The sequence below is a fragment of the Corallococcus sp. bb12-1 genome (genome assembly GCF_026626765.1).
In the GTDB taxonomy this organism is placed as follows: domain Bacteria; phylum Myxococcota; class Myxococcia; order Myxococcales; family Myxococcaceae; genus Corallococcus; species Corallococcus terminator.
Window position 1 is genome coordinate 211,504 of the sequence record NZ_JAPNJZ010000005.1, and the last position, 23,732, is coordinate 235,235.

Genomic DNA, 23,732 nt, shown 5'->3' on the forward strand with positions numbered 1-23,732 from the left:
TCAGTGCTCGCCGAGGGCCTTCTTCAGGAGGTCCGCCACGCGCTGCACGTTGGGCTCGCGCAGCAGCGTGTAGTGGTTGCCCGGCAGGCGGTGCGACTCCAGCCGATCTCCCACCAACGCCCTCCAACCCCCGTCGTCCGTGCCCGGGGTCTCCTGCGCCTCCGCCTGGACGCGCAGCACCCGCTGATCCATCGCGGGCGCGCGGTAGCGGCGGGAGGCTTCGAGGTTGGACTCGAAGACGCGGAAGAGGGCCACCGCGTTCGCGGCATCCGTCCCGGGCGGCAGGGTCCCTGCCTGGGCCGCCGCCTCCAGCACCTGGGTGAGCGCGGCTTCGGGATCCAGGGGCGCGAGCGCGCCGAGGTCCAGCTCCAGGTCGCCCAGCGACACGCCCATCAGGTCCTGGGCGAACAGGCTCACGGCCAGCGTGCGATCCAGGAGGGGTTCCGAGGCTGGTACGGGCTCCTGCACGTAGGAGTCGAGCAGCGCGAGCAGCGCCACCTCCTCGCCCGCTTCGCGCAACTGGCGGGTCATCTCGTAGGCGATGACGCCGCCCAGGGACCAGCCGCCCAGGAAGTAGGGCCCGGCGGGCTGCGCCTCGCGCAGGACGCGCACGTAGTCCGCGGCCATGGCTTCGAGGGTGCGATGGGGGGCGCTCGTGCCGTCGAGCCCTCGGGACTGGAGGCCGTAGAAGCGCTGCTCCGGCCCCAGCCGCCGCGCGAGCGCCGCGTAGGTGAGCACCGTGCCGCCCACCGGGTGGACGCAGAAGAACGCAGGGGCGGTGCCCGGCGTGCCTCCCGCGTCGAAGGGCACCAGCGGCGAGTTCGTGCCCGCGTCCCCGTGCTGCTCCAGCAACGCCGCGAACCGCTCCACGCTGGGGGCCTGGAAGAGGGCGGACAGCGGCAGCCGGCGGCCCGTCTCTCGGTTCACCGCCGCCATCAGGCGCACGGCGAGCAGCGAGTGGCCGCCCAGGTCGAAGAAGCTGTCGCGCGGATCCACGGTGTCCACGCCCAGGGCTTCGGCCCAGATGCGCGCGAGCCGGGACTCGGACTCGTTCCGGGGCGCTTCGATGCCGTGGACCCGCATGGAGGGTGCAGCGGCAGCGCGGGTTGCGACGAGGGCCATCGGCTCCAGGGGGCCTGCCGGCAGCCAGCGGGTCGGAGCTTCCGGCAGGGGCAGTGCGTCGAGCGCCGCGTCGAGCGCACCCATTGCCTCTTCGAGCAACAGGGCCCAGTGCTCCATGAGGAGTCCGGCCGTGTCGGCTTCGAAGAGGTCCGTGCTGTAGGAGAGCATGCCCTGGAAGCCTTCCGGGGTGCGGCCCAGGCTCAGGTCCAGTTCGAACTTCGCCGTCGCGAGCGCCACGTCCACCGGCCGCAGCGTCAGCTCCGGCAGGCGCAGCGCCGCGTCCGGCAGGTTCTGGAGCGCGAAGAGGACCTGGATGAGCGGCGGGCGGGACAGGTCGCGCGCGGGCTGGAGCACTTCCACCAGCCGCTCGAACGGGACGTCCTGGTGCTCATACGCGCCCAGCGTGGTGGCGCGCACCTGCGACAGGAGTTCCCGGAACGACAGGGCCGGCGTGAAGCGGGCGCGCAGCACCAGCGTGTTGACGAAGAAGCCGATGAGGCCCTCCGTCTCCGCGTGGCGGCGTCCGGCGATGGACGAGCCCACCAGCAGGTCGTCCTGGCCGGAGTACCGGTGCAGCAGGGTCTGGAGGCCCGCCAGCAGCACCATGAAGGGCGTGGCGCCCTCCCTCTGGGCCAGCGCCTCCACCGCGTCGCTCAGCGCCGGTGACAGCCGGACCGGAAGCGTGGCCCCGCGCGAGGAGCGCTGCGCGGGACGGGGCTTGTCGGTGGGCAGGGCCAGCACCATCGGCGCCCCAGCCAGCTCCTGCCGCCACCACTTCAGTTGCGTGTCGAGCACGTCCCCCTGGAGCCAGGAGCGCTGCCAGAGGGCGTAGTCCGCGTACTGCACCGGCAGTGGGGCCAGCGGTGAACCCTGGCCCTGACGGAAGGCCTCGTAGAGGGACACCACCTCGCGCACCAGGATGCCGAAGGACCAGCCGTCGGAGATCGCATGGTGCAGGCACAGGAGCAGCATGTGCTCGCGCGCGTCCAGCGTGAGCAGCGTGAACCGGGCCAGCGGTCCGCGCTCCAGGTCGAAGGGTCGCAGTGCGTCCTCGGAGGCGCGGCGCATCGCCTCGGCCTCGCGGGCGTCCTCGGGCAGGGCGCTCAGGTCCACCGTGCGCAGCGTTCGCGACGGGGCAGGGTGGATGCGCTGGCGTGGCTCTCCCTCGCGCGTCTCGAACGTCGTGCGCAGGGATTCGTGCCGCTGCACCAGCGCGTCGATGGCCTGCTGGAGCGCGGAGACCTCCAGCGCGCCCGACAGTCGCAGCGCGGTGGGGATGTTGTAGAGCGCGCTCCCGGGATCCAACTGGTCGATGAACCACAGGCGCTGCTGCGCGAAGGAGAGGGGCAGCGCTTCCGGACGCTCCGCCCGGACCAGGGCCGGTGCTTGCGTTCCGACGTGCTCCGTCCGGGACTCCAACCTCAAGGCCAGGGCTGCCACGGTGGGCGCTTCGAAGAGGGCTCGCAGCGGAAGCTCCACGCCGAAGCCGGAGCGCACCCGCGCCACCAGCCGCGTCGCGAGGAGGGAGTGGCCTCCCAGCTCGAAGAAGCTGTCCGTGCTTCCCACCCGGTCGACGCCGAGCACCTCGGCGAACAGCGTCGCGAGCCGTGCTTGCGTGGGGGTGCTGGGGGCCATGAATCCCGAGCGGGGAACCGCGGCGCTTGGGGCGGGCAGGGCCTTGCGATCCAGCTTCCCGTTCGAGGTCAGCGGCAGCGCGTCCAGCGCCACCACGACCGAGGGCACCATGTAATCGGGCAGCCGCTCCTGGAGGAACGCTCGCACCTTCGAGCCGTCCAGGGAATCCGTGCCGCCCGTGACGTAGGCCACCAGTCGCTTGTCGCCCGGCGTGTCCTGACGCACCAGCGCCACCGCCTCGCGCACGTCTGGATGCGCCCGCAGCGCGGCCTCCACTTCCGCCAGTTCAATGCGGTAGCCGCGCACCTTCACCTGCGCGTCCATGCGGCCCAGGAACTCCAGCACGCCATCCTGCGTCCACCGCGCCACGTCGCCGGTGCGGTAGAGGCGTTCGCCCTCCCGCGCCGCGAAGGCGTTGGGCACGAAGCGCTCCGCCGTCAGGTCCGGCCGCGCGAGGTAGCCGCGCGCGAGTCCGTCTCCGCCGATGAAGAGCTCGCCCGGGATGCCCGGAGGCACCGGCTGCCCGTGCGGATCGAGCACGTACACCTGCGTCTGCGCGATGGGCCGGCCAATGGGGATCGTCTCCGGCACCCGGGTGCCGGGCGTCATCCGGTGGGTCGTCGCGAAGAGGGTGGTCTCCGTGGGGCCGTAGCAGGCCGTGACGGGGATGCCCAACGTCTCCACCACCCGCCGCACCTGCGGAGCAGGGACGACGTCGCCTCCGGTGAGCAGTTGGCGCACGCCCCACAGGGCTTCGGGCTTCAGGTCCACCACCTGCGCGAAGAGGCCCGCGGTCAGGTGCAACGTCGTGATCCCGTGCCGCCGCACCACCTGCTCCAGCACCTCCAGATCCGACGGCGAACTGGGCGGGAAGACGACGAGCCGTCCGCCAAAGAGCAGCGGGCCCCAGACCTCCAACGTCGAGGCGTCGAAGGAGATGGGCGCGATGAGCAGGAACGTCTCATCCGGGCCCAGCTTCGCGTAGGGCGCGTTGTGCAAGAGCCGCATCACACCCCGGTGCTCCACCGCCACACCCTTCGGACGCCCGGTGCTCCCGGAGGTGAAGTCCACGTACGCCAGGTGGCGCGCGTGCGTCCCCGCGTTCACGGGCGACGTGGGCTGTTCCTCCAGACGCAGCTCCTCCACGAAGAGGCAGGGCAGGGTGTCGTCCACGGCCAGCTTCGCGCGCACTTCCCGCGTCGTGAGCAGCAGGTTCGGCGGTGCGTCCTCCAGCATCGCGGTCAGCCGTGGCGCCGGATACGCAGCGTCCAGCGGCAGGTAGGCGCCCCCGGCCTTGAGGATGGCGAGCAACGCGACGATGAGTTCGACCGAGCGCTCAAGGCACACGGCCACCAACACATCCGGCCCCACGCCCTGATCGCGCAGCAGGTGTGCCCACTGGTTCGTTAGGGCATCCAGCTCCGCGTATGTCAGGCGCGTGTCCCCGAACTCCAGCGCCACCGCCTCCGGACGCTGCGCGGCCTGCGCCATGAAGAGGTCCTGGATGCACGCTTCGCGCGGGTACTCGCCGCCCGTCGCGTTCCATTCCACCAGCACCTGCTTCCGCTCCGCTTCGGTGAGAAGGGACAGCTGCTCCAGCGGTGCGCCGGGTGCGGCGACCAGGGCTTCGACGAGCGCTTCCAGATGACGGAGCATCCGGGCGGCGGTGGCGGGCTCGAAGAGGGCCGTGCGGTAGTGCAGCGCGCCCTCGAAGCCCTCCGGATTGCGGAACAGCGACAGCTCCAGGTCGAAGCGTGCGCTTTCCGATCCCGTCTCCAGCGGACGCAGGGACAGGCCGGGCAACGACAGCTTCGGCAGCGGCGCGTTCTGGAGCGCGAAGAGCACCTGGAAGAACGGCGTCCGCCCCAGGTTCCGCGCGGGCTGCAATGCCTCCACCAGCTTCTCGAACGGGACGTCCTGGTGCTCCTGCGCTCCCAGCGTGGTGGTGCGCACCTGGGCCAGCAGCTCCCGGAACGTGCGCGCTTCACCGAAGCGGGCGCGCAGCACGAGCGTGTTGACGAAGAAGCCGATGAGACCCTCCGTCTCCGCGTGACGCCGATTCGCGATGGGTGAACCCACCATCACGTCGTCCTGCCCGGAGTAGCGGTGCAGCAACGTCTGGAAGGCCGCGAGCCACACCATGAACGGCGTGGCGCCCTCCTGCTTCGCGAAGGCCTCCACCTGCTCGCTCAGGGCCCGCGGAATGCGCACCGGCACCGTCGCCCCCTCCGGGGTGAGGACCGGGGGACGGGGCTTGTCGGTGGGCAGTTCCAGGACGCCGGAGGCTCCCGCCAGGGCGTCCTTCCACCACGACAGCTGCGCCTCCAGTCGTTCTCCCTGGAGCCAGTCACGCTGCCAGACGGCGAAGTCCGCGTACTGCACGGGCAGCTCCGGCAGGGCTGCGGGACGGCCGTGATGGAACGCCTCGTAGAGGGCGGTGATCTCCCGGACCAGGACGCCCAGGGACCAGCCGTCGGACACGATGTGGTGCACGTGCAGCAACAACTGGTGCTCTTCCTCACCGAGCTTCAACAACAGGGCGCGCATCAGCGGCCCTTCGCCCAGGTTGAACGGGCGGCGTGCTTCCTCCATCCGCAGCCGCAGGGCCTCGGCCTGCCGCGACTCCACGTCCCGCACATCCGTCAGGTCCACCGTTTCGAACGGCACACGGAAGTCCGCGTGGATGATCTGGACGGGCTGGCCCTCTTCCGTGCGGAAGGTGGTGCGCAGCGCCTCATGCCTCTCCATCAACGCGTCGAGGCTTCCTCTCAGCGCCCCCACGTCCAGCGCGCCCACGAACTTCAAGGCCAGGGGGACGTTGTAGAGGCTGCTGCCCGGGTCCAGTTGGTCGATGAACCACAGCCGCTGCTGCGCGAATGACAGCGGCGGGGCGTTCGTGCGATCCGCCCGGGTGAGGGGCGGAGCATGTGCCTTCGGTACGGCGTGGCCCAACCGTTCGGCGAGGGCGGCCACCGTGGGAGCGGTGAACAGGTCGCCCAACGGCAGCTCCACGCCCAGCGTGGTCCGGATGCGGGCCACCACCTGCGTGGCCAGCAGCGAGTGGCCACCCAGTTCGAAGAAGTTGTCATCGATGCCGACACCTTCCACATGCAGCACCTCCGACCAGATGGCCACGAGGCTTGCCTCCAGCGCATCGCGCGGTGCCTGGGCGCGCCGCTCCAAGGCACTCGGGGCCTCTGGCGCGGGCAGGGCTTTGCGGTCCACCTTGCCGTTGGCGTTGAGCGGCAGCGAGGGCAACCGCATCCACGCGGAGGGCACCATGTATTCGGGGAGCTGCTTCGCGGCGAAGGCCTTCACCGTGTCCAGCTCCAGCCCTTCCACGGAGGGCACGAGGTAGCCCACGAGGCGCTTGTCGCCGGGCACATCCTCCCGGGCCAGCACCACGGCCTCCTGGATCCCCGGCACCTGTCGCAGCACGGCTTCGACTTCACCCGGCTCGATGCGGAAGCCGCGCAGCTTCACCTGGAAGTCGGTGCGGCCCATGAACTGCAGCGTGCCGTCCTCCGTCCACCGCGCCTTGTCTCCCGTGCGGTACAGGCGCGCACCGGGCTCAGGGGCGAACGGGTGGGGGACGAAGCGCTCCGCGGTGAGATCTGGCCGCTGGAGGTAGCCCCAGGCGAGACCGTCACCGCCGACGTACAGCTCGCCCGGCACCCCGGGCGGCAGCGGCTGGAGCGCCGTGTCCAGCACCCACGCCGTGGAGTTCCCCAGCGGACGACCAATGGGCACCGCGCGGTCCACGGCGTCCCCCGCGCGCAGCGCGTGCGTCGCGGAGAAGGTGGTGTTCTCCGTGGGGCCGTAGCCGTTGATCAGCATCGCGCCTTCCGGGAGGCGCGAGAGATGATCGCGCACCGCCTGCACGGACAGGACGTCGCCGCCCGCGAGCACGCGGCGCACTCGCGCCAGGTCCTGGCCCTGCTGGGACACCATCTGTTCGAAGAGGGCGGCGGTGAGCCACAGCGTGCTGATGGCCTCGCGGCCCAGCAACTCACCCAGCTCCGCCAGGGACAAGGTCTTCGGCGGGGCCAGCACCAGCTTCGCGCCATTGAGCAGCGCGCCCCAGACCTCCAACGTGGAGGCATCAAAGGCGATGGGCGCGAGCTGGAGGAACACCTCTCTGGCTCCGACTTCGAGGAAGCCGTTGCCGCGTGCGAGGCGCACGATGCCCCGGTGCGGCACGCTGACGCCCTTCGGACGTCCGGTGCTTCCCGAGGTGAACATCACGTAGGCCAGCGCCTCCGCGGGCACCGCCACGTCCAGCGGAGTGCCAGGCTGCTTCGCGATCCGATCCGCCTCCTCGTCCAGCAGGACGAGCAGCCCCGCCACCACGGGCAGGCTGTCCGCCAGCGCGTCCTGGGTGACGAGCACGCTGACTCCCGCCTCCTGGAGGATCCAGGTGATGCGCTCGGCGGGTTCCCGGGCCTCGATGGCGACATAGGCGGCGCCGGCCTTGAGGATGCCCAGCAGGGCGGTGATGAGCGCGGGCGAACGCTCCACGCACACGCCCACCCGATCACCCGGCCTGACTCCGGACAGCCGCAGGTAGTGCGCGAGCTGGTTCGATGTCGCCTCCAGCTCCGCGTAGGTGAGCGTCCGGTCGCCGGCCTTCAGCGCGACGGCGTCCGGCGTCCGCGCGGCCTGCTCGGAGAAGAGGGCGGGCACCGAGGCGTCACGCGGGTACTCGCGCGCCGTGCCGTTCCAGTCGAGCAGGAGCTGGCGCTGTTCGGCCGACGTGAGCAGGGACAGTCGCGTCCCCGGCGCGCGGACGGCTTCCGTCAACAGCAGCTCCAGGCGCTGGAGCATGCCGGCCACGGTGCGCTGGGTGAAGAGGGCCGTGTTGTAGACGAGCCCTCCTGAATAGCCCTCTGGGCCTCGGGTCAGCAGCAACTGGAGGTCGTAGTGGATGAGGCTCGGGGAGTCCTCCAGCGGGCGGAGCGACAACGCCGGGAGCTTCAGCTCCGGCATCGGGGCGTTCTGGAGGGTGAACGTCACCTGGAAGAGGGGCGTGCGGCCCGAGTCCCGCTCGGGCTGCAACGCCTCCACCAGCTTCTCGAAGGGGAGGTCCTGGTGTTCGTAGGCCCCCAGCGTGGTGGCGCGCACCTGGGCCAGCAGCTCGCGGAACGTGCGCGTCTCACCGACGCGGGCTCGCAGCACCAGCGTGTTCGCGAAGAAGCCGATGAGGCCCTCCGTCTCCGCCTGCCGCCGGTTCGCGATGGGCGAACCCACCAGCACGTCGTCCTGCCCGGAGTAGCGGTGCAGCAACGTCTGGAAGGCCGCCAGCCACACCATGAACGGCGTGGCGTTCTCCTGCTTCGCCAGGGCCTCCACCTGCTCGCTCAGCGCCGAGGAGATGCGCACCGGCACGGTCGCGGCCTGCTGGGTGGGGACGGTGGGACGGGGCTTGTCCGTGGGCAGCTCCAGGACGCCGGAGGCTCCTGCCAGCGTGTCCTTCCACCAGGAGAGCTGCGCCTCCAGCGTGTCGCCCTGGAGCCAGTCGCGCTGCCAGCGGGCGAAGTCCGCGTACTGGATTGGCAGGGCCGGCAGGACGGGCGGGAGCCCCTGGACGAAGGCTCCGTAGAGGGCGGTGGTCTCCCGGACCAGGACGCCCAGGGACCAGCCGTCGGACACGATGTGGTGCGTGTTGAGCACCAGTTGGTGCTCCTCCGCGCCGAGCTTCAACAGCAGGGCGCGCATCAGCGGACCCTCACTCAAGCTGAACGGCCGGCGTGCCTCCTCGCCCCGAAGCCGCAGGGCCTCCGCCTCCCGCGACTCCACGTCCGTCAGGTCCACCGTTTCGAACGGCACGCGGAAGTCCGCGTGGATGACCTGGACGGGCTGCCCCCCCTCCGAGTGGAACGTGGTGCGCAGGGCTTCATGCCGCGCCATCAGCGCATCCAGGCTTGCGCGAAGGGCGCCCACGTCCAGCGTGCCGTGGAGGGTCAGGGCGATGGGGATGTTGTAGAGGCTGCTGCCCGGATCCAACTGGTCGATGAACCACAGCCGCTGCTGCGCGAACGACAGCGGGCGGACGTCCGCATGGACCGACGGGGTGATGGATGAAGCGTGCGCCTTCGGGACGACGCGGCCCAGCCGTTCGGCGAGGGCGGCCACCGTCGAGGCGGTGAAGAAGTCGCCCAACGGCAGCTCCACCCCCAGCGAGGACCGGATGCGTGCCACGGCCTGCGTGGCCAGCAGCGAGTGGCCCCCCAGCTCGAAGAAGCTGTCATTGCGTCCCACGGAGGGGACGCGCAACAGCTCCGCCCACATCGCGGCCAGGGCCACCTCCATCGGCGTCACGGGGGCTTCGTAGGCGCTCGAAACGGGCTGTGAGATTTCCAGCGCCCGCAGCGCCTTGCGGTCCACCTTGCCATTGGGCGTCAGGGGCAGCGCTTCGCGAGGCACCAGCGCCGACGGCAGCATGTACTCCGGCAGCCGCTGCGTGAGGAAGTCGCGCAGCGTGCCCGGCTCCAGCTCCCGGTCCGCGACGAACCAGGCGGTGAGCCGCTTGTCACCAACCACGTCCTCACGCACCAGCGCCACGGCTTCCCGCACGTCCGGATGGGTGAGCAACGCGGCTTCCACTTCCGCCAGCTCGATGCGGTAGCCCCGCACCTTTACCTGATCATCCGCGCGGCCCAGGAACTCCATCACCCCGTCTGGCTTCCAGCGCGCCAGATCTCCGGTGCGGTAGAGGCGTTCGCCCGGCGTGGGAGAGAAGGGGTTCGGGACGAAGCGTTCGGCGGTCAGGTCCGGCCGCGACAGGTAGCCGCGTGCGAGCCCGTCTCCGCCGATGAAGAGTTCGCCCGGGAGGCCCGGGGGCATCGGCTGTCCGTGCACGTCCAGCACATAGAGCTGGGTCGCGGTGATGGGCCGTCCAATGGGGACGGAGGCTCCCACCTCGGCCACGTCCGTCATGCGGTGCGTGGAGGCGAAGAGCGTGGTCTCCGTGGGGCCGTAGCAGGCCGTGACGGGGATGCCCAACTCCTGCACGACGCGGCGCACGTGGGGCGCGGACACGACGTCGCCTCCGGTGAGCACCTGCCGCACGCCTCGAAGGGCTTCGAGCTTGAGGTCCACCATCTGCGCGAAGAGGCCCGCGGTCAGGTGCAGCGTGGTGACGCCATGCTGTTGGATCGTGCTCGCCAGCAGGTCCAGGTCCGAAGGTGAGCGGGGCGGGAAGACGACGAGCCGTCCGCCGAAGAGCAGCGGCCCCCAGACCTCCAGCGTGGATGCGTCGAAGGAGATGGGCGCGATGAGCAGGAACGTCTCATCCGGACCCAGCTTCGCGTACGGCGCGTTGTGCAAGAGGCGCAGCACGCCCCGGTGCTCTACCGCCACGCCCTTGGGACGACCGGTGCTTCCGGACGTGAAGTCCACGTACGCCAGGTGGCGCGCGTGCGTCCCCGCGTGCACTGGCGTCGTGGGCTGCGCCTCCAGGCGCACCTCTTCTACGAAGAGGCAGGGCAGGGTGTCGTCCACGGCCAGCTTCGCGCGCACCTCCCGCGTCGTGAGCAGCAGCTTCGGCGGTGCGTCCTCCAACATCGCGGTCAGCCGTGGCGCTGGGTACGCCGCGTCCAGCGGCAGGTACGCACCCCCGGCCTTGAGGATGGCCAGCAACGCGACGATGAGTTCGACCGAGCGCTCAAGGCACACGGCCACGAGTACATCCGGCCCCACGCCCTGCTCGCGCAGCAGGTGTGCCCACTGGTTCGTGCGCGCGTCCAGCTCCGCGTACGTCAGCCGCGCGTCCCCGAACTCCAGTGCCACCGTGTCCGGACGCTGCGCGGCCTGCGCCATGAAGAGGTCCTGGATGCGCGCTTCGTGCGGGTATCCGCTGCCCGTCGCGTTCCACCCCACCAGCACCTGCTTCCGCTCCACCTGCGTGAGCAGCGAGAACTGAGCCAGCGGCGCACCGGGTGCGGCGACCATCGCGCTGACCAACATCTCCAGGTGCCGGACCATCCGGTTCGCGGTCGCGGGTTCGAAGAGGGCCGTGCGGTAGAGCAGCACCCCCTCGAAGCCCTCCGGGTTCCGGAACAGCGACAGCTCCAGGTCGAAGCGTGTGCTCGCCGAGTCCGTCTCCAACGGCCGCATCGTCAGGCCGGGCAGCGACAGCTCCGGCAGCGGCGCGTTCTGGAGCGCGAAGAGCACCTGGAAGAAGGGTGTGCGGCCCAGGTCCCGTGCGGGCTGCAATGCCTCCACCAGCTTCTCGAACGGGACGTCCTGGTGCTCCTGCGCTCCCAGCGTGGTGGTGCGCACCTGGGCCAGCAGCTCGCGGAACGTGCGCGCTTCACCGAAGCGGGCGCGCAGCACCAGCGTGTTCACGAAGAAGCCGATGAGGCCTTCCGTCTCCGCCTGACGCCGGTTCGCGACGGGCGAGCCCACGCTGAAATCGTCCTGCCCCGAGTACCGGTGCAGCAGGGTTTGGAGTGCCGCCAGCCACACCATGAACGGCGTAGCGTTCTCCCGCTTCGCGAAGGCCTCCACCTGCTCGCTCAGGGCCCGAGGGATGCGCACCGGCACCGTCGCACCCTCCGGGGTGAGGACGGTGGGACGGGGCTTGTCCGTGGGCAACTCCAGGATGCCGGAGGCTCCCGCCAGGGCGTCCTTCCACCACGACATCTGCGACTCCAGCCGCTCTCCCTGGAGCCAGTCGCGCTGCCACACGGCGAAGTCCGCGTACTGCATCGGCAGGGCCGGCAGGGCCGGGGGACGTCCGTGGTGGAACGCGTCGTAGAGGGCGTTGACGTCGCGCACCAGCACGCCCAGGGACCAGCCGTCGGACACGATGTGGTGCGTGTTCAGCACCAGTTGGTGCTCTTCCTCGCCGAGCTTCAACAGCAGGGCGCGCATCAGCGGCCCCTCGCTCAGCTTGAAGGGACGGACGGCCTCCTCCATCCGCAGCCGCCGGGCTTCCGCATGCCGCGACTTCGCATCCTGTTCGTTCGTCAGGTCCACCGCTTCGAACGGCACGCGGAAGTCCGCGTGGATGATCTGGACGGGCTTCCCATCCTCCGCGTGGAACGTGGTGCGCAGCGCTTCATGCCTCGCCATCAACGCGTCGAGGCTTGCGCGAAGGGCGCCCACGTCCAACGTGCCGCTGAAGGTCAGGCCGACGGGGATGTTGTAGAGGCTGCTGCCCGGCGCCAACTGGTCGATGAACCACAGCCGCTGTTGCGCGAATGACAGCGGCGGGGCGCTCGTGCGGTCCGCCCGCGTGAGGAGCGAAGCGTGCGCCTTCGGGACGGCGTGGCCCAGCCGTTCGGCGAGGGCTGCCACCGTGGGAGCGGTGAACAGGTCACCCACCGGCAGCTCCACGCCCAGCGCGGTCCGGATGCGGGCCACCATCCGCGTGGCCAGCAGCGAGTGTCCGCCCAGTTCGAAGAAGTTGTCGTCGATGCCGACGCCTTCCACGTGCAGCACCTCCGACCAGATGGCGACGAGGCTTGCCTCCAGCGCATTGCGTGGAGCCTGCGCGCGCCACTCCGAGGCAAGCGGCGCCTCCGGCGCGGGCAGGGCCTTGCGGTCCACCTTGCCGTTGGGGTTGAGCGGCAGGGAAGGCAACCGCACCCAGGAGGAGGGCACCATGTACTCGGGGAGCTGCTTCGCGGCGAAGGCCTTCACCGTGTCCAGGTCCAGCGCGATCCCGTCAGGGACGAGGTAGCCCACGAGGCGCATGTTGCCGGGCACATCCTCCCGGGCCAGCACCACCGCCTCTTGAATCCCGGGAGCCTGCCGCAGCACGGCTTCGACTTCGCCCGGCTCGATGCGGAAGCCTCGCAGCTTCACCTGGAAGTCGGCGCGGCCCAGGTACTCCACCGTCCCGTCGGGCAGCCAGCGCGCCACGTCTCCCGTGCGGTACATGCGCGCGCCGGGCGTGGGGCTTAATGGATCCGGAATGAACCGCTCGGCGGTCAGCTCCGGGCGGCGCCAGTAGCCCCGGCCCACCTGCACGCCCGCCAGGAACAGCTCACCGGAGACGCCCACCGGCACGGGCTGACCGTGGCGGTCGAGCACGTAGAGTCGCGTGTTCGCCCCGGGACGACCGATGGGCACGCGGCGCAGGTCCTCCGTACGCGGGCAGTGCCAGGCGGTGACCTCCACCGCGGTCTCGGTGGGGCCGTAGTGGTTGAGCACCTCCGCGACCGGCAGTCGCGCGTGGGCCTGGCGCACCAGGTCCGCGGGCAGGGCTTCGCCGCTGCACACCAGACGGCGCAGGTGCGTCAGACCCTCCAGGCCCGGCTCCTCCACGAAGGCGCGCAGCATGGACGGCACGAAGTGCGCCGTGGTGATGCGCTGGTCGGCCATGAGCCGCACCAGATAGGCCGGCTCCTGGTGGCCACCGGAACGCGCCACCACCAGCCGCGCACCCGTCATCAGCGGCCAGAAGAACTCCCAGACGGACACGTCGAAGCTGAACGGCGTCTTCTGCAACACCGTGTCTTGCGACGTGAGGCCGTACTCCTGCTGCATCCAGCGCAGGCGGTTGACGACGCCCGCGTGCGCGTTCATCGCGCCCTTTGGACGGCCGGTGCTGCCCGACGTGAAGATGACGTAGGCCAGCGACTCCGCGGTGGCCCCCGTCGACGGAGGCGTCGTGGGGTGCCGGGCGATGTCCTCCCAGCCGGTGTCCAGGCACACGACCTGTGGGCCCGAACCCTCCAGGGGCAACTTCGAGACGAGGTGCTCCTGCACCAGCAGCACGGGGGCTGCGGTGTCCTCCAACATCCACTGGAGGCGATCGCGTGGGTAGGCCGGATCCAACGGCACGTAGGCCGCGCCCGCCTTGAGCACGCCCAGCAGCGCCACGACCATCTCCACCGAGCGCTCCAGGCACACGCCCACCAGCGACTCGGGGCCCACGGCCAGCGTGCCCAGGTGGTGCGCGAGCTGGTTGGCCTTCGCGTCGAGCTGCGCGTACGTGAGTTGCTGCCCTTCGAACGCGACGGCGATGGCGTCCGGGCTCCTCGCGACCTGCTGTTCGAAGAGGTCGTGGATGCGCTCACCGCGCGGGTACTCCACGCGCGTGTCGTTCCACCGCATGAGGACCTGCTCACGCTCGTCGCGCGGGAGGAGCGTGAGTCGATCCAGCGGAACGGTGGGGGCGGAGATCATCGCTCCGAGCAACAGCTCCAGGTGCCGAACCATCCGGTTCGCGGTCGCGGGTTCGAAGAGGGCCGTGCGGTAGAGCAGCACGCCCTCGAAGCCCTCCGGGTTCCGGAACAGCGCCAGCTCCAGGTCGAAGCGTGCGCTCGCCACATCCGTCTCAAGCAGCCGCATCGTCAGGCCGGGAAGGGCCAGCGCTGGCAGCGGCGCGTTCTGGAGCACGAAGAGAGCCTGGAAGAACGGCGTCCGCCCCAGGTCCCGCGCCGGCTGCAACGCCTCCACCAGCTTCTCGAACGGGACGTCCTGGTGCTCCTGGGCTCCCATCGTCGTGGCGCGCACCTGGGCGAGCAGCTCCCGGAACGTGAGCGCCTCACCGAAGCGGGCGCGCAGCACGAGCGTGTTCACGAAGAAGCCGATGAGGCCCTCCGCCTCCGCCTGCCGCCGGTTCGCGACGGGCGAGCCCACCAGCACGTCGTCCTGCCCGGAGTAGCGGTGCAGCAACGTCTGGAAGGCCGCCAGCCACACCATGAACGGCGTGACGTTCTCCTGCTTCGCCAGGGCCTCCACCTGCTCGCTCAGGGTTCGCGAAATGCGCACCGGCACCATCGCGCCTTCCTGCGTGAGGACGGCGGGCCGGGGCTTGTCCGTGGGCAGCTCCAGGACGCCGGAGGCTCCCGCCAGGGCGTCCTTCCACCAGGAGAGCTGAGACTCCAGCCGCTCGCCCTGGAGCCAGTCGCGCTGCCACACGGCGAAGTCCGCGTACTGCACGGGCAGCTCCGGGAGGACAGGGGAGCGGCCCTGGAGGAACGCCTCATAGAAGGCGTTGATCTCACGCACCAGGACACCCAGGGACCAGCCGTCGGAGACGATGTGGTGCGTGTTCAGCACCAACTGGTGCTCTTCCTCGCCGAACTTCAGCAGCAGGGCGCGCATCAGCGGCCCCTCGCTCAAGCTGAACGGGCGGTGCGCTTCCGCCACCCGCAGTCGCAGGGCCTCCGCGTTCCGCGCCTGAGCACCCCTCACGTCCGACAGGTCCACCGTTTCAAACGGCACGCGGAAGTCCGCGTGGATGATCTGGACAGGCTGGCCGCCCACCTCCTGGAACGTGGTGCGAAGGGCTTCATGCCTCGCCATCAGCGCATCGAGGCTTTCGCGCAGGGCGCCCACGTCCAGCCTGCCGGTGAACATCAAGCCGATGGGGATGTTGTAGAGGCTGCTGCCCGGCTCCAGTTGGTCGATGAACCACAGCCGCTGCTGCGCGAACGAAAGGGGCAGGACGTCCGGCCGCTTCACGGCGACCAGGGAGGCCGGAACCGACGCGGTTGCATCGACGCCCCGGAGCGAGTCGATCCGCGCGGCCAGCACCGAGACCGTGGCCCTCTCGAAGAACGCACGGAGCGGCAACTCCACCCCGAACTGCGTCCGGATGCGGGCCACCACCTGCATGGCCAGCAGCGAGTGACCGCCCAGGTCGAAGAAGTTGTCAGTCCGTCCCACGGCGGGGACGTGCAACAGCTCCGCCCACATCGCGGCCAGGACCACCTCCGTGGTCGTCTCGGGCGCTTCGTAGGCGCTCGCGACGGACTGGGAGACTTCCAGCGCGCGCAGCGCCTTGCGGTCCACCTTGCCATTGGGCGTCAGGGGCAGCGCGTCGCGAGGCACCAGCGCCGACGGCAGCATGTACTCCGGCAGCCGCTGCCTCAGGAACTCGCGCAGCGTGCTCGGCTCCAGCTCCCGGTCCGCGACGAAGTAGACGGTGAGCCGCTTGTCGTCGACGCCTTCCTCGCGCACCAGCGCCACGGCCTCCCGCACGTCCGGGTGGGCGAGCAGCGCGGCTTCCACTTCCGCCAGCTCGATGCGGAAGCCCCGCACCTTCACCTGATCATCCGCGCGACCCAGGAACTCCATCACCCCGTCGGCCGTCCAGCGCGCCAGGTCTCCGGTGCGGTAGAGGCGTTCGCCCGGCGTGGGGGAGAAGGGGTTCGGGACGAAGCGCTCGGCGGTCAGGTCCGGCCGTGACAGGTAGCCGCGTGCGAGGCCGTCTCCACCGATGAAGAGCTCGCCAGGGACGCCCGCGGGCAGCGGCTGTCCGTGCACGGACAGCACGTAGAGCTGCGTCTCGTTGATGGGGCATCCGATGGGAATGGACGTGCCCACCTGGGCCGCGTCCGTCATGCGGTGCGTGGAGGCGAAGACCGTCGTCTCCGTCGGGCCGTAGGCCGCGCTGACGGTGATGCCCAGCTCCTTCACCACTTGACGCACGTGGGGCGCGGAGACGACGTCGCCTCCGGTGAGCACGTGCCGTACATCCCGCAGGGCTTCGGGCTTCAGCTCCACCACCTGCGCGAAGAGGCCCGCGGTCAGCCACAGCGTGGTGACGCCATGCCGCTGGATGGTGCTCATCAGCAGCGCCAGGTCCGATGGCGAGCTGGGCGGGAAGACGACGAGCCGCCCACCGAAGAGCAGCGGGGCCCAGATCTCCAGCGTCGACGCGTCGAAGGAGATGGGCGCGATGTGCAGGAACGCCACGTCCGGTCCCAGGTCCACGAAGGACGCGTTGTGCAAGAGGCGCAGCACGCCCCGGTGCTCCACCGCGACGCCCTTCGGACGCCCGGTGCTTCCGGAGGTGAAGTCCACGTACGCCAGGTGGCGCGCATGCGTCCCTGACGTCACGGGCGACGTGGGCCGCTCCTCCAGGCGCACCTCTTCCACGAAGAGGCAGGGCAGGGCGTCTTCCACCGCCAGCTTCACGCGCACTTCCCGCGTCGTCAGCAGCAGCTTCGGCGGTGCGTCCTCCAGCATCGCGGCCAGGCGCTGCGCCGGGTACGCCGCGTCCAGCGGCAGGTAGGCGCCACCGGCCTTGAGGATCGCCAGCAACGCGACGATGAGTTCAACCGAGCGCTCCAGGCACACGGCCACCAGCACATCCGGCCCCACGCCGCGCTCGCGCAGAAGCTGTGCCCACTGGTTCGTGCGCGCATCCAGCTCCGCGTACGTCAGGCGCGTGTCCCCGAACTCCAGCGCCACCGCGTCCGGACGCTGCGCGGCCTGCGCCATGAAGAGGTCCTGGATGCACGCTTCGCGCGGGTACTCGCCGCCCGTCGCGTTCCACTCCACCAGCACCCGGTTCCGCTCCGCCTCGCCCATCAAGGGCAGGTGCGCGAGCGGTGCCTCCGGATTCGCGGTGACCCGCCGCGCGAGCTCCAGGAGGTGCTCCGCCATCCGCGCCACGGTCGCCTCGTCGAAGAGCGCGGTGGCGTACTCGAAGCGGCAGGTGATGCCCGTGCGGTTCTCCCAGATCTCCAGACCCAGGTCGAACTTGGACGTGTCCGTGGACACCTCCACCGGGGTCAGCTCCAGCGACGGCAACTGGGCCTTGGCCTCCGGCGTGTTGAGCACGTTGAGGACCACCTGGAACAGCGGCGTGCGGCTCAGGTCGCGCGGCAGGCCTAGCGTGTCCAGGATGCGCTCGAAGGGCGCGTCCTGACGGGCGTACGCCTCCAGCGCCTGGGCCCGCACCCGGCCCAGCAACTCCGCGAACGACGGTGTTCCTTCCAGCCTCGTGCGGAAGGCCAGCGTGTTGACGAAGCAGCCAATCAGGCCTTCCACCTCGGGACGCGTGCGGCCAGCGATGGGCGTGCCCACCACGAAGTCGTCCTGGCCCGAGTAGCGCGACAACAGCGTCTGGAAGAGCGCCATCATCACCATGAACGACGTGGCACCCTGCTTGCGGCCCAGGGCCAGCAGCGGCTCCGAAACCTCGGCCGGAAGCTGGAAGCGGTACAGCGCTCCTTCGAAGGACTGCATCGCCGGACGCGGCCGGTCCGTGGGCAGCTCCAGCGCGGGAGCCCCGAGCAGTCGCTGCTTCCACCACGCGACCTGCTCCTCCATGACCGCGCCTTCGAGCCAGTCGCGCTGCCACACCGCGTAGTCCGCGTACTGCACCGGCAGCGGCGGCAGGGGCGAGGCCAGCCCCGCGTTGAAGCTCGCGTAGAGCACCGTCAGCTCGCGCGCGAGCACCATGGTGCACCACGCGTCGGAGATGGCGTGGTGGAGCACCAGCGCCAGCACATGCACCGTGGGCTCCACGCGCACCAGCCACGCGCGGAGGACGACCTTCTCCAGGTCGAAGGGCTGGGTGATGAACCCCTGGCACAGCCGCGCCATCTCCGCTTCACGGGCCTCGGGCGTGTCGCCGGTCGCTTCCACCACCGGCAGGGGCAGGCCCCGCTCCGGGTGGACGATCTGCACCGCGCGGTCATCCCGCAGGGCGTACGTCGTGCGCAGCACCTCGTGCCGGGCCACCAGTTCGTTCAGCGCGGCCTGGAGCGCGGCGGTGTCCATCCGCCCCGTGAGGCGGAAGGTGGACGCGTTGTTGTACGCGCTGCTCGAAGGCTCCAACTGCTGGAGGTACCAGAGCCGCTGCTGCGCGAAGGACAGCGGCGGCGGCGGGTTCCTGGGCGCCCTCGGGATGGGCGGCGGCCCGCTGGGGACCACCGTGGCCACGACAGGACGCGGGGGCGCTTCCGTGCGTGGACGCGCCACGGTCGGGGGCAGGCGCAGCGTCACCGGCTCCACCCGGCCCTCCGCGCGCAGACGCGCATGGCGGCCAGTGCGGAGCAGCCTCGCGGAGCCCTCCAGCGGATGCGGGACCCACCGCTGACGCGCCTCCTCCTCGGACTTCCACAGGCCCCCGGGGAGTCCCGCCCCGGAGAGGGCCAGCTCACCCACCACGCCCTCCGGTACGGGCTGTCCCGCTGGGTCCAACACCCAGGCCTGGAGGCTGGACGGGACGCGCTCGTCCGGCGCGCGGGGCAGGAGCGCCCCTTCGTTCGTGCCTCCGGACAGGAGCACCTCCACGCCCGCGTTCCGGTGCAGCGCGGAGGCCAGCTCCGCCGACGCGTCCTCCAGCATCAGCGCGCCCACCGCGCCCAGGGACTCCCGGGCGCCGGGCAGCTCCGTCAGCGAACGCGCGAGCCGGGCCGACGTGTGCATCAGCACCGCGCCGGACTGCTTCGCCAGCGCGAGCAGCCCCTCCACGCCCTGTTCGCCTTCCACCAGCACCTGCTCCTGGCGGGCGGCGCCCTCCGCCTCCATCCGCTCGCGCACCGTGGCCAGCCGGCGCAGCCCCTCCAGCACCACCGGGGTCTCCAGGCCGAAGTCGAGGAGCGCGGCCACCTCGTCCACGTCCGCCTCGCGCACCTCGCGCAGACGCGCCAGGCCGCTCTCCACCGTGCCGATGAGGCCCGTCGTCTTCGCGTGGTGCTCGAAGGTGTGCTCCAGCAGCGCGTTGATGTCGTCGGGGGACAGCTTGTCGATGTCGCCCTGGAAGCCCTGCGCCCGCAGCAGGGACGTGGAGATGTCCGCCGAGCTGCGGAAGTAGTCGAGCAGCGGCTGGCGCACCGTGCGCAGCACCTCCTGTTCGTCGTCGCCCAGGTACGTGTGCAGCATGCAGGTGATGTGGCCCCGGCCCGGGTGGCCGTTGCGGCGCCACGCGTCGCGGTAGAGGGCCACCTTCGACTTCAGCTCCTCCAGCGAGTGCGACATCAGGCCCGTGAGGACGCCCGCGCCCAGCTCGCCCGCGAGGCGGAAGGTGTCCGGGTTCACCGTGGCCGTGAGCCACACCGGCAGCTCCTTCTGCACCGGCTTCGGACGCAGCGACAGCTCCACCGTCGTGCCCGCGCCCGCCGGCCGCGTCACCTTCTCGCCGCGCCACAGCGCGCGCAGCGTCTTCAGGTTCTGCAGGAGGATGTCGCGACGGTTCTCGTAGTTGGCCGGCGCGAAGGTGAAGTCGTGCACGTGCCAGCCCGTCGCCACCGACAGGCCCACGCGGCCCTGCGACACGTTGTCCACCACGGACCACTGCTCCGCGATGAGCAACGGATCATGCAGGGGCAGCACCACGCTGCCGGAGCGCAGGCGCAGGTTCTTCGTGACGGCTGCGAGCGCGGCGGAGATCACCGCCGGCTGGGGGTAGAGGCCACCGAAGGAGTGGAAGTGCCGCTCCGGCGTCCACACGGCGGAGAAGCCGTTCGCGTCCGCGAACTTCGCGCCCTCCATCAACAGCTCGTACTTGGGCCCGGTGATCGAGTCCTCATCGTTGGCGAAGTAGATGAGGCTCAGGTCCATCGCCTTCGCGCGGGGACCGCCGCCTTGCAGGTTCACCAGCTTCGCGGTGACCTGCTCCGGTGGGAACACCACGCGCATCCCGCGTGAGAGCGCCCACAGCGCTTCCAGGTCCGGCCGGTCCGGTGCCGCCTCGCTCGCGGCCAGCCACGTGCCGCCGTCCGTGGGGGACAGCCGCGCGTCCAGGCCAGCGAAGAACTCCGACAGCTCGCGGTGACCCAGCGCCCACGCGGCCTGTCCCGCGCTCCGGGGCAACAGCCACGCCAGCGCGTCCGCGTTCGCGGCATCCTCTTGGGTGAGCGAAGGCTCCTCGGACGCGAGGACATCCTCCACGAACAACACGCGCGAGGACTCCACGCGCACGGAGGTGACGAGGTCGCGGGAGGTGATGAGCACCGGCACCCGCGCACCGTCGGTCGCGTACCCCGGCAGGCCGCCCAGGTCGGAGGGCCCCAGCGCGACCCCCGCGCCACCGGCCTCCAGCACGCCCCACAGCGCGGCCAACTTCTCTGGCGAGGAGCGCAGGCTCACGGCCACGGGGGTCCCCGCCTTCACGCCGAGCGACTTCAAGCGCGCGGCCAGGGTGCCTGCCCGGGCTCCCAGGGAGGCCCAGCTCCAATGCTGCTCGCCCCGTGACACCGCGACGGCGTCCGACTGACGGGCGCGCCGGTCCGCGAGGAGCGCGGGCACGGAGGTGAAGCCGGCCACGGTGCGGGGACGCGGCCATGCGCGTCGCTCGGCTTCCGTGGACAGGGGCAGGCGGGAGAGCAGGGTGTTGGGGTCGGCGATCGCCGCGGACAGCAGCACCTGGAAGTGCTCCATCAGGCGCTTCACGGTGCCCGTGTCGAAGAGCTCCGTCGCGTACTCCAACGCGCCGTGGAGGCGGCCGGTGGACTCGAAGAGCACCAGCGTGAGGTCGGCCAGCGTGGCGCCCCACTGGACGGGCGTGTCGGGCACCTCCACCAGCGAGCCGCGCATGCCCTTGAGTTCCAGCGTCGTCGCGCCCGCGCTGGCGCCGGAGTGGAAGACGAACACGGAGTCGGCCATGCGGCCCCGGCCAATGTCCTTGCCGGGGATGAGCGCTTCCACCAGGTATTCGAAGGGCACGTCCGGACGCGCCTGGGCGTCGTTCACCTCCTCGCGCACCTGGGCGAGCAGGTCGCGGAAGGTCAGGTCGGCCGAGAAGCGGGTGCGGAACGCGGCCGAGTGCGCCACGTAGCCGATGAGCGGGAACAGCTCCGGCCGGGTGCGGTTGGCGATGGGCGTGCCGACGATGAGGTCCGACTGCCCGCTGTAGCGGTGCAGCAGCGTCTGCCACGCCGCGAGCACGGTCATGTAGCCGGTGAAGCCCTCGCGCTTCGCGAAGGCGGACAGCTCCCGGGCGAGCGTCGACGGGAAGTCGAGGTCCAGGCGCGCGGAGGTGAGCGGGCTGTTCGCGGGCCGGGGCCGGTCGGTGGGCAGCTCAAGCTGCCGGGGCATGGCCGCCAGCCGCTGCCGCCACCACTGCTCCTGCTCGGGCAGGCGCGCTTCGGCGATGCTCTGGCGCTGCCAGGCACCGAAGTCCGCGTACTGGAGGGGCAGGGGCGCCAGGGGAGACGGACGGCCTTCGATGAAGGCGTCGTAGAGCTGGCCCAGCTCCTGGACGAAGAGCGCGATGGACAACGTGTCGCAGACGATGTGGTGGATGCCGGCCACCAGCAGGTGGTGCCGGGCGTCCAGGCGCACGAGCGCGGTGCGCATCACCGGGCCCTGCACGAGGTCGTACGGCGCGGCGGCGTCCTCGCGGGCGAAGCGAAGGGCCTCGGTCTCGCGCGTCTCCGACGGGCCCTGGAGTTCCACGCGCGTGAGCGGGACGCGCATCGTGGCGTGGAAGCGCTGCACGGGGCGGCCGTCCACCACATCGTACGTGGTGCGCAGGGCCTCGTGGCGCTGGACGATCTCCTGGATGCCACGCTCCAGCACGTCGGCGTCCACGACGCCTTCGAGCCGCAGGACGAACGGGATGGTGTACGCGGACAGGCCGGGCAGGTGCTGCTCCAGCCGCCAGACGCGCTCCTGCACGAAGGACAGGGGCAGGGGCTCCGTGCGCGAACGGGGCACCAGGGGCAGCTCCGCCGTGACGGGGGCCTGCGGGGCCTGAAGCAGCAGCGGCTCCAGGCGCAGGGCGATGCCGGCGACGGTGGGGGCCTCGAAGAGCGCGGCGAGCGGGAGTTGGACGCCGAACGTGTCCCGCAGTTGGTTGAGGAGCTGGGCGGCCGTCAGCGAGTTGCCGCCGATTTCGAGGAAGTTGTCGTCGCGGCCGACGAAGTCCATGCCCAGGCGCTCACGCCACAGCGCGGCCACGCGTTCTTCCAGCTCGCCGCGCGGAGCATCCTCACGGCCCGCGGGAACAGGGGCGGAGACCACCGCGGAGGACGTCGTGTGCGCGGTGAGACCCGGAAGAAGGGGACGTCCGCCAGAGGGCACGGCGCTGCCCGTTTGCACGGGGGACAGCGATTGCGACATTGCTGCACCGGATGCGGTGACAGCCAGGGGCTCCGGACGCGCTCCTTCCGACGCCACCACGCTGGAGGCAACGAAGGCCCCAGCCGCGTGGGCCGTCGCGTCCACACCCGCAACCGGCTGGAGGGTGCGCTGTCCCGGGGCCATGAACTGGGAGGGCAGGGCGCGGGCGCGCGACTCCACCCACGCGGCCTTCTCCTGGAACACATACGTCGGCAGGCGCAGCCGCAGTCGCTGCTCGTGCGCGTAGAACGCGCTCCAGTCCACGAGGGCGCCCGCGCTCCACAGCTCGCCCATGGCCTGGAGCCAGGACTGGGTCTCCGTCGTCTGCCCGCCCCGGCGCAGCGACGCCAGCGCACGGACGCGGTCGCTGTCCCGGGTCAGGTTCGAGCGGACCAACGGTGTCAGGTCCTGACCGGGACCCACTTCCAGCAGCACCGCGCAGCCCTCTTCCTGGAGCGCGCCCACCGCGTCGCTGAAGCGCACCGGCTGGCGCATCTGCTGCGCCCAGTAGTCGGGATCCGTCAGTTGCCCGGGCCGCGTCAGCGTGCCCGTGAGACCGGACACGTACCGCACAGCCGGCTCCGAACGGCGCAGGGAAGCCACCACCCGCGCCAGCTCCGGCATCAGCGGCTCCACGTCCGCCGAGTGGAACGCATGCGGCGCGGGCATGCGCACCGCCCCCGCCTTGCGCTGGCGCAGCTCCGCCTCCAGCCGCTCCACCTCCACCACCGGCCCGGACACCACGCACCGGTCCGGCGCGTTGACCGCCGCGATCGACAACCGCTCCGACAACAGGGGCAGCACCTGCTCCTGGGGCAGGGCCACCGCGAGCATCGCGCCCGGAGGCAGGTGGTGCATCCGTTCGCCCCGCGCGACCGCGAGGCGCATCGCATCCTCCAGGGACAGCACGGCCGCGACGCACGCCGCCGCGTACTCCCCGAAGCTGTGACCCAACACCGCGTGCGGTGTCACGCCCAGGTCCCGCCACAGCCACGCCAGGGACACCTGCACGCTGAACAGCGCGGGCAGCGCCACGCGCGTGTCCGCAAGCGCCGCCGTGGCCTCCGCCTCCGCACCCGTCGCGGGGGCCAGCAGGTTCGACACCCGCGCGCGCAGAGGTGCCTCCAAGAGCGCGAGGCACGCCTCCAGGTGCGCTCGGAACAACGGCGAGGCGGACGCCAGCTCGCGGCCCATGGCGACCTGCTGCGCGCCCTGAC

At 71.0% G+C, this 23,732-nt stretch carries 1 protein-coding gene (running past one end of the window); it reads right to left on the reverse strand.

The annotated features are described in order from the left end of the window. On the reverse strand, positions 1 to 23,732 hold the 3' portion of the coding sequence (locus OV208_RS10230) for a non-ribosomal peptide synthase/polyketide synthase (RefSeq protein WP_267573649.1). The gene runs 6,976 nt beyond the window's last position; only the last 23,732 of its 30,708 coding nucleotides appear in the window; its start codon lies off the right edge, out of view; its stop codon occupies positions 1 to 3.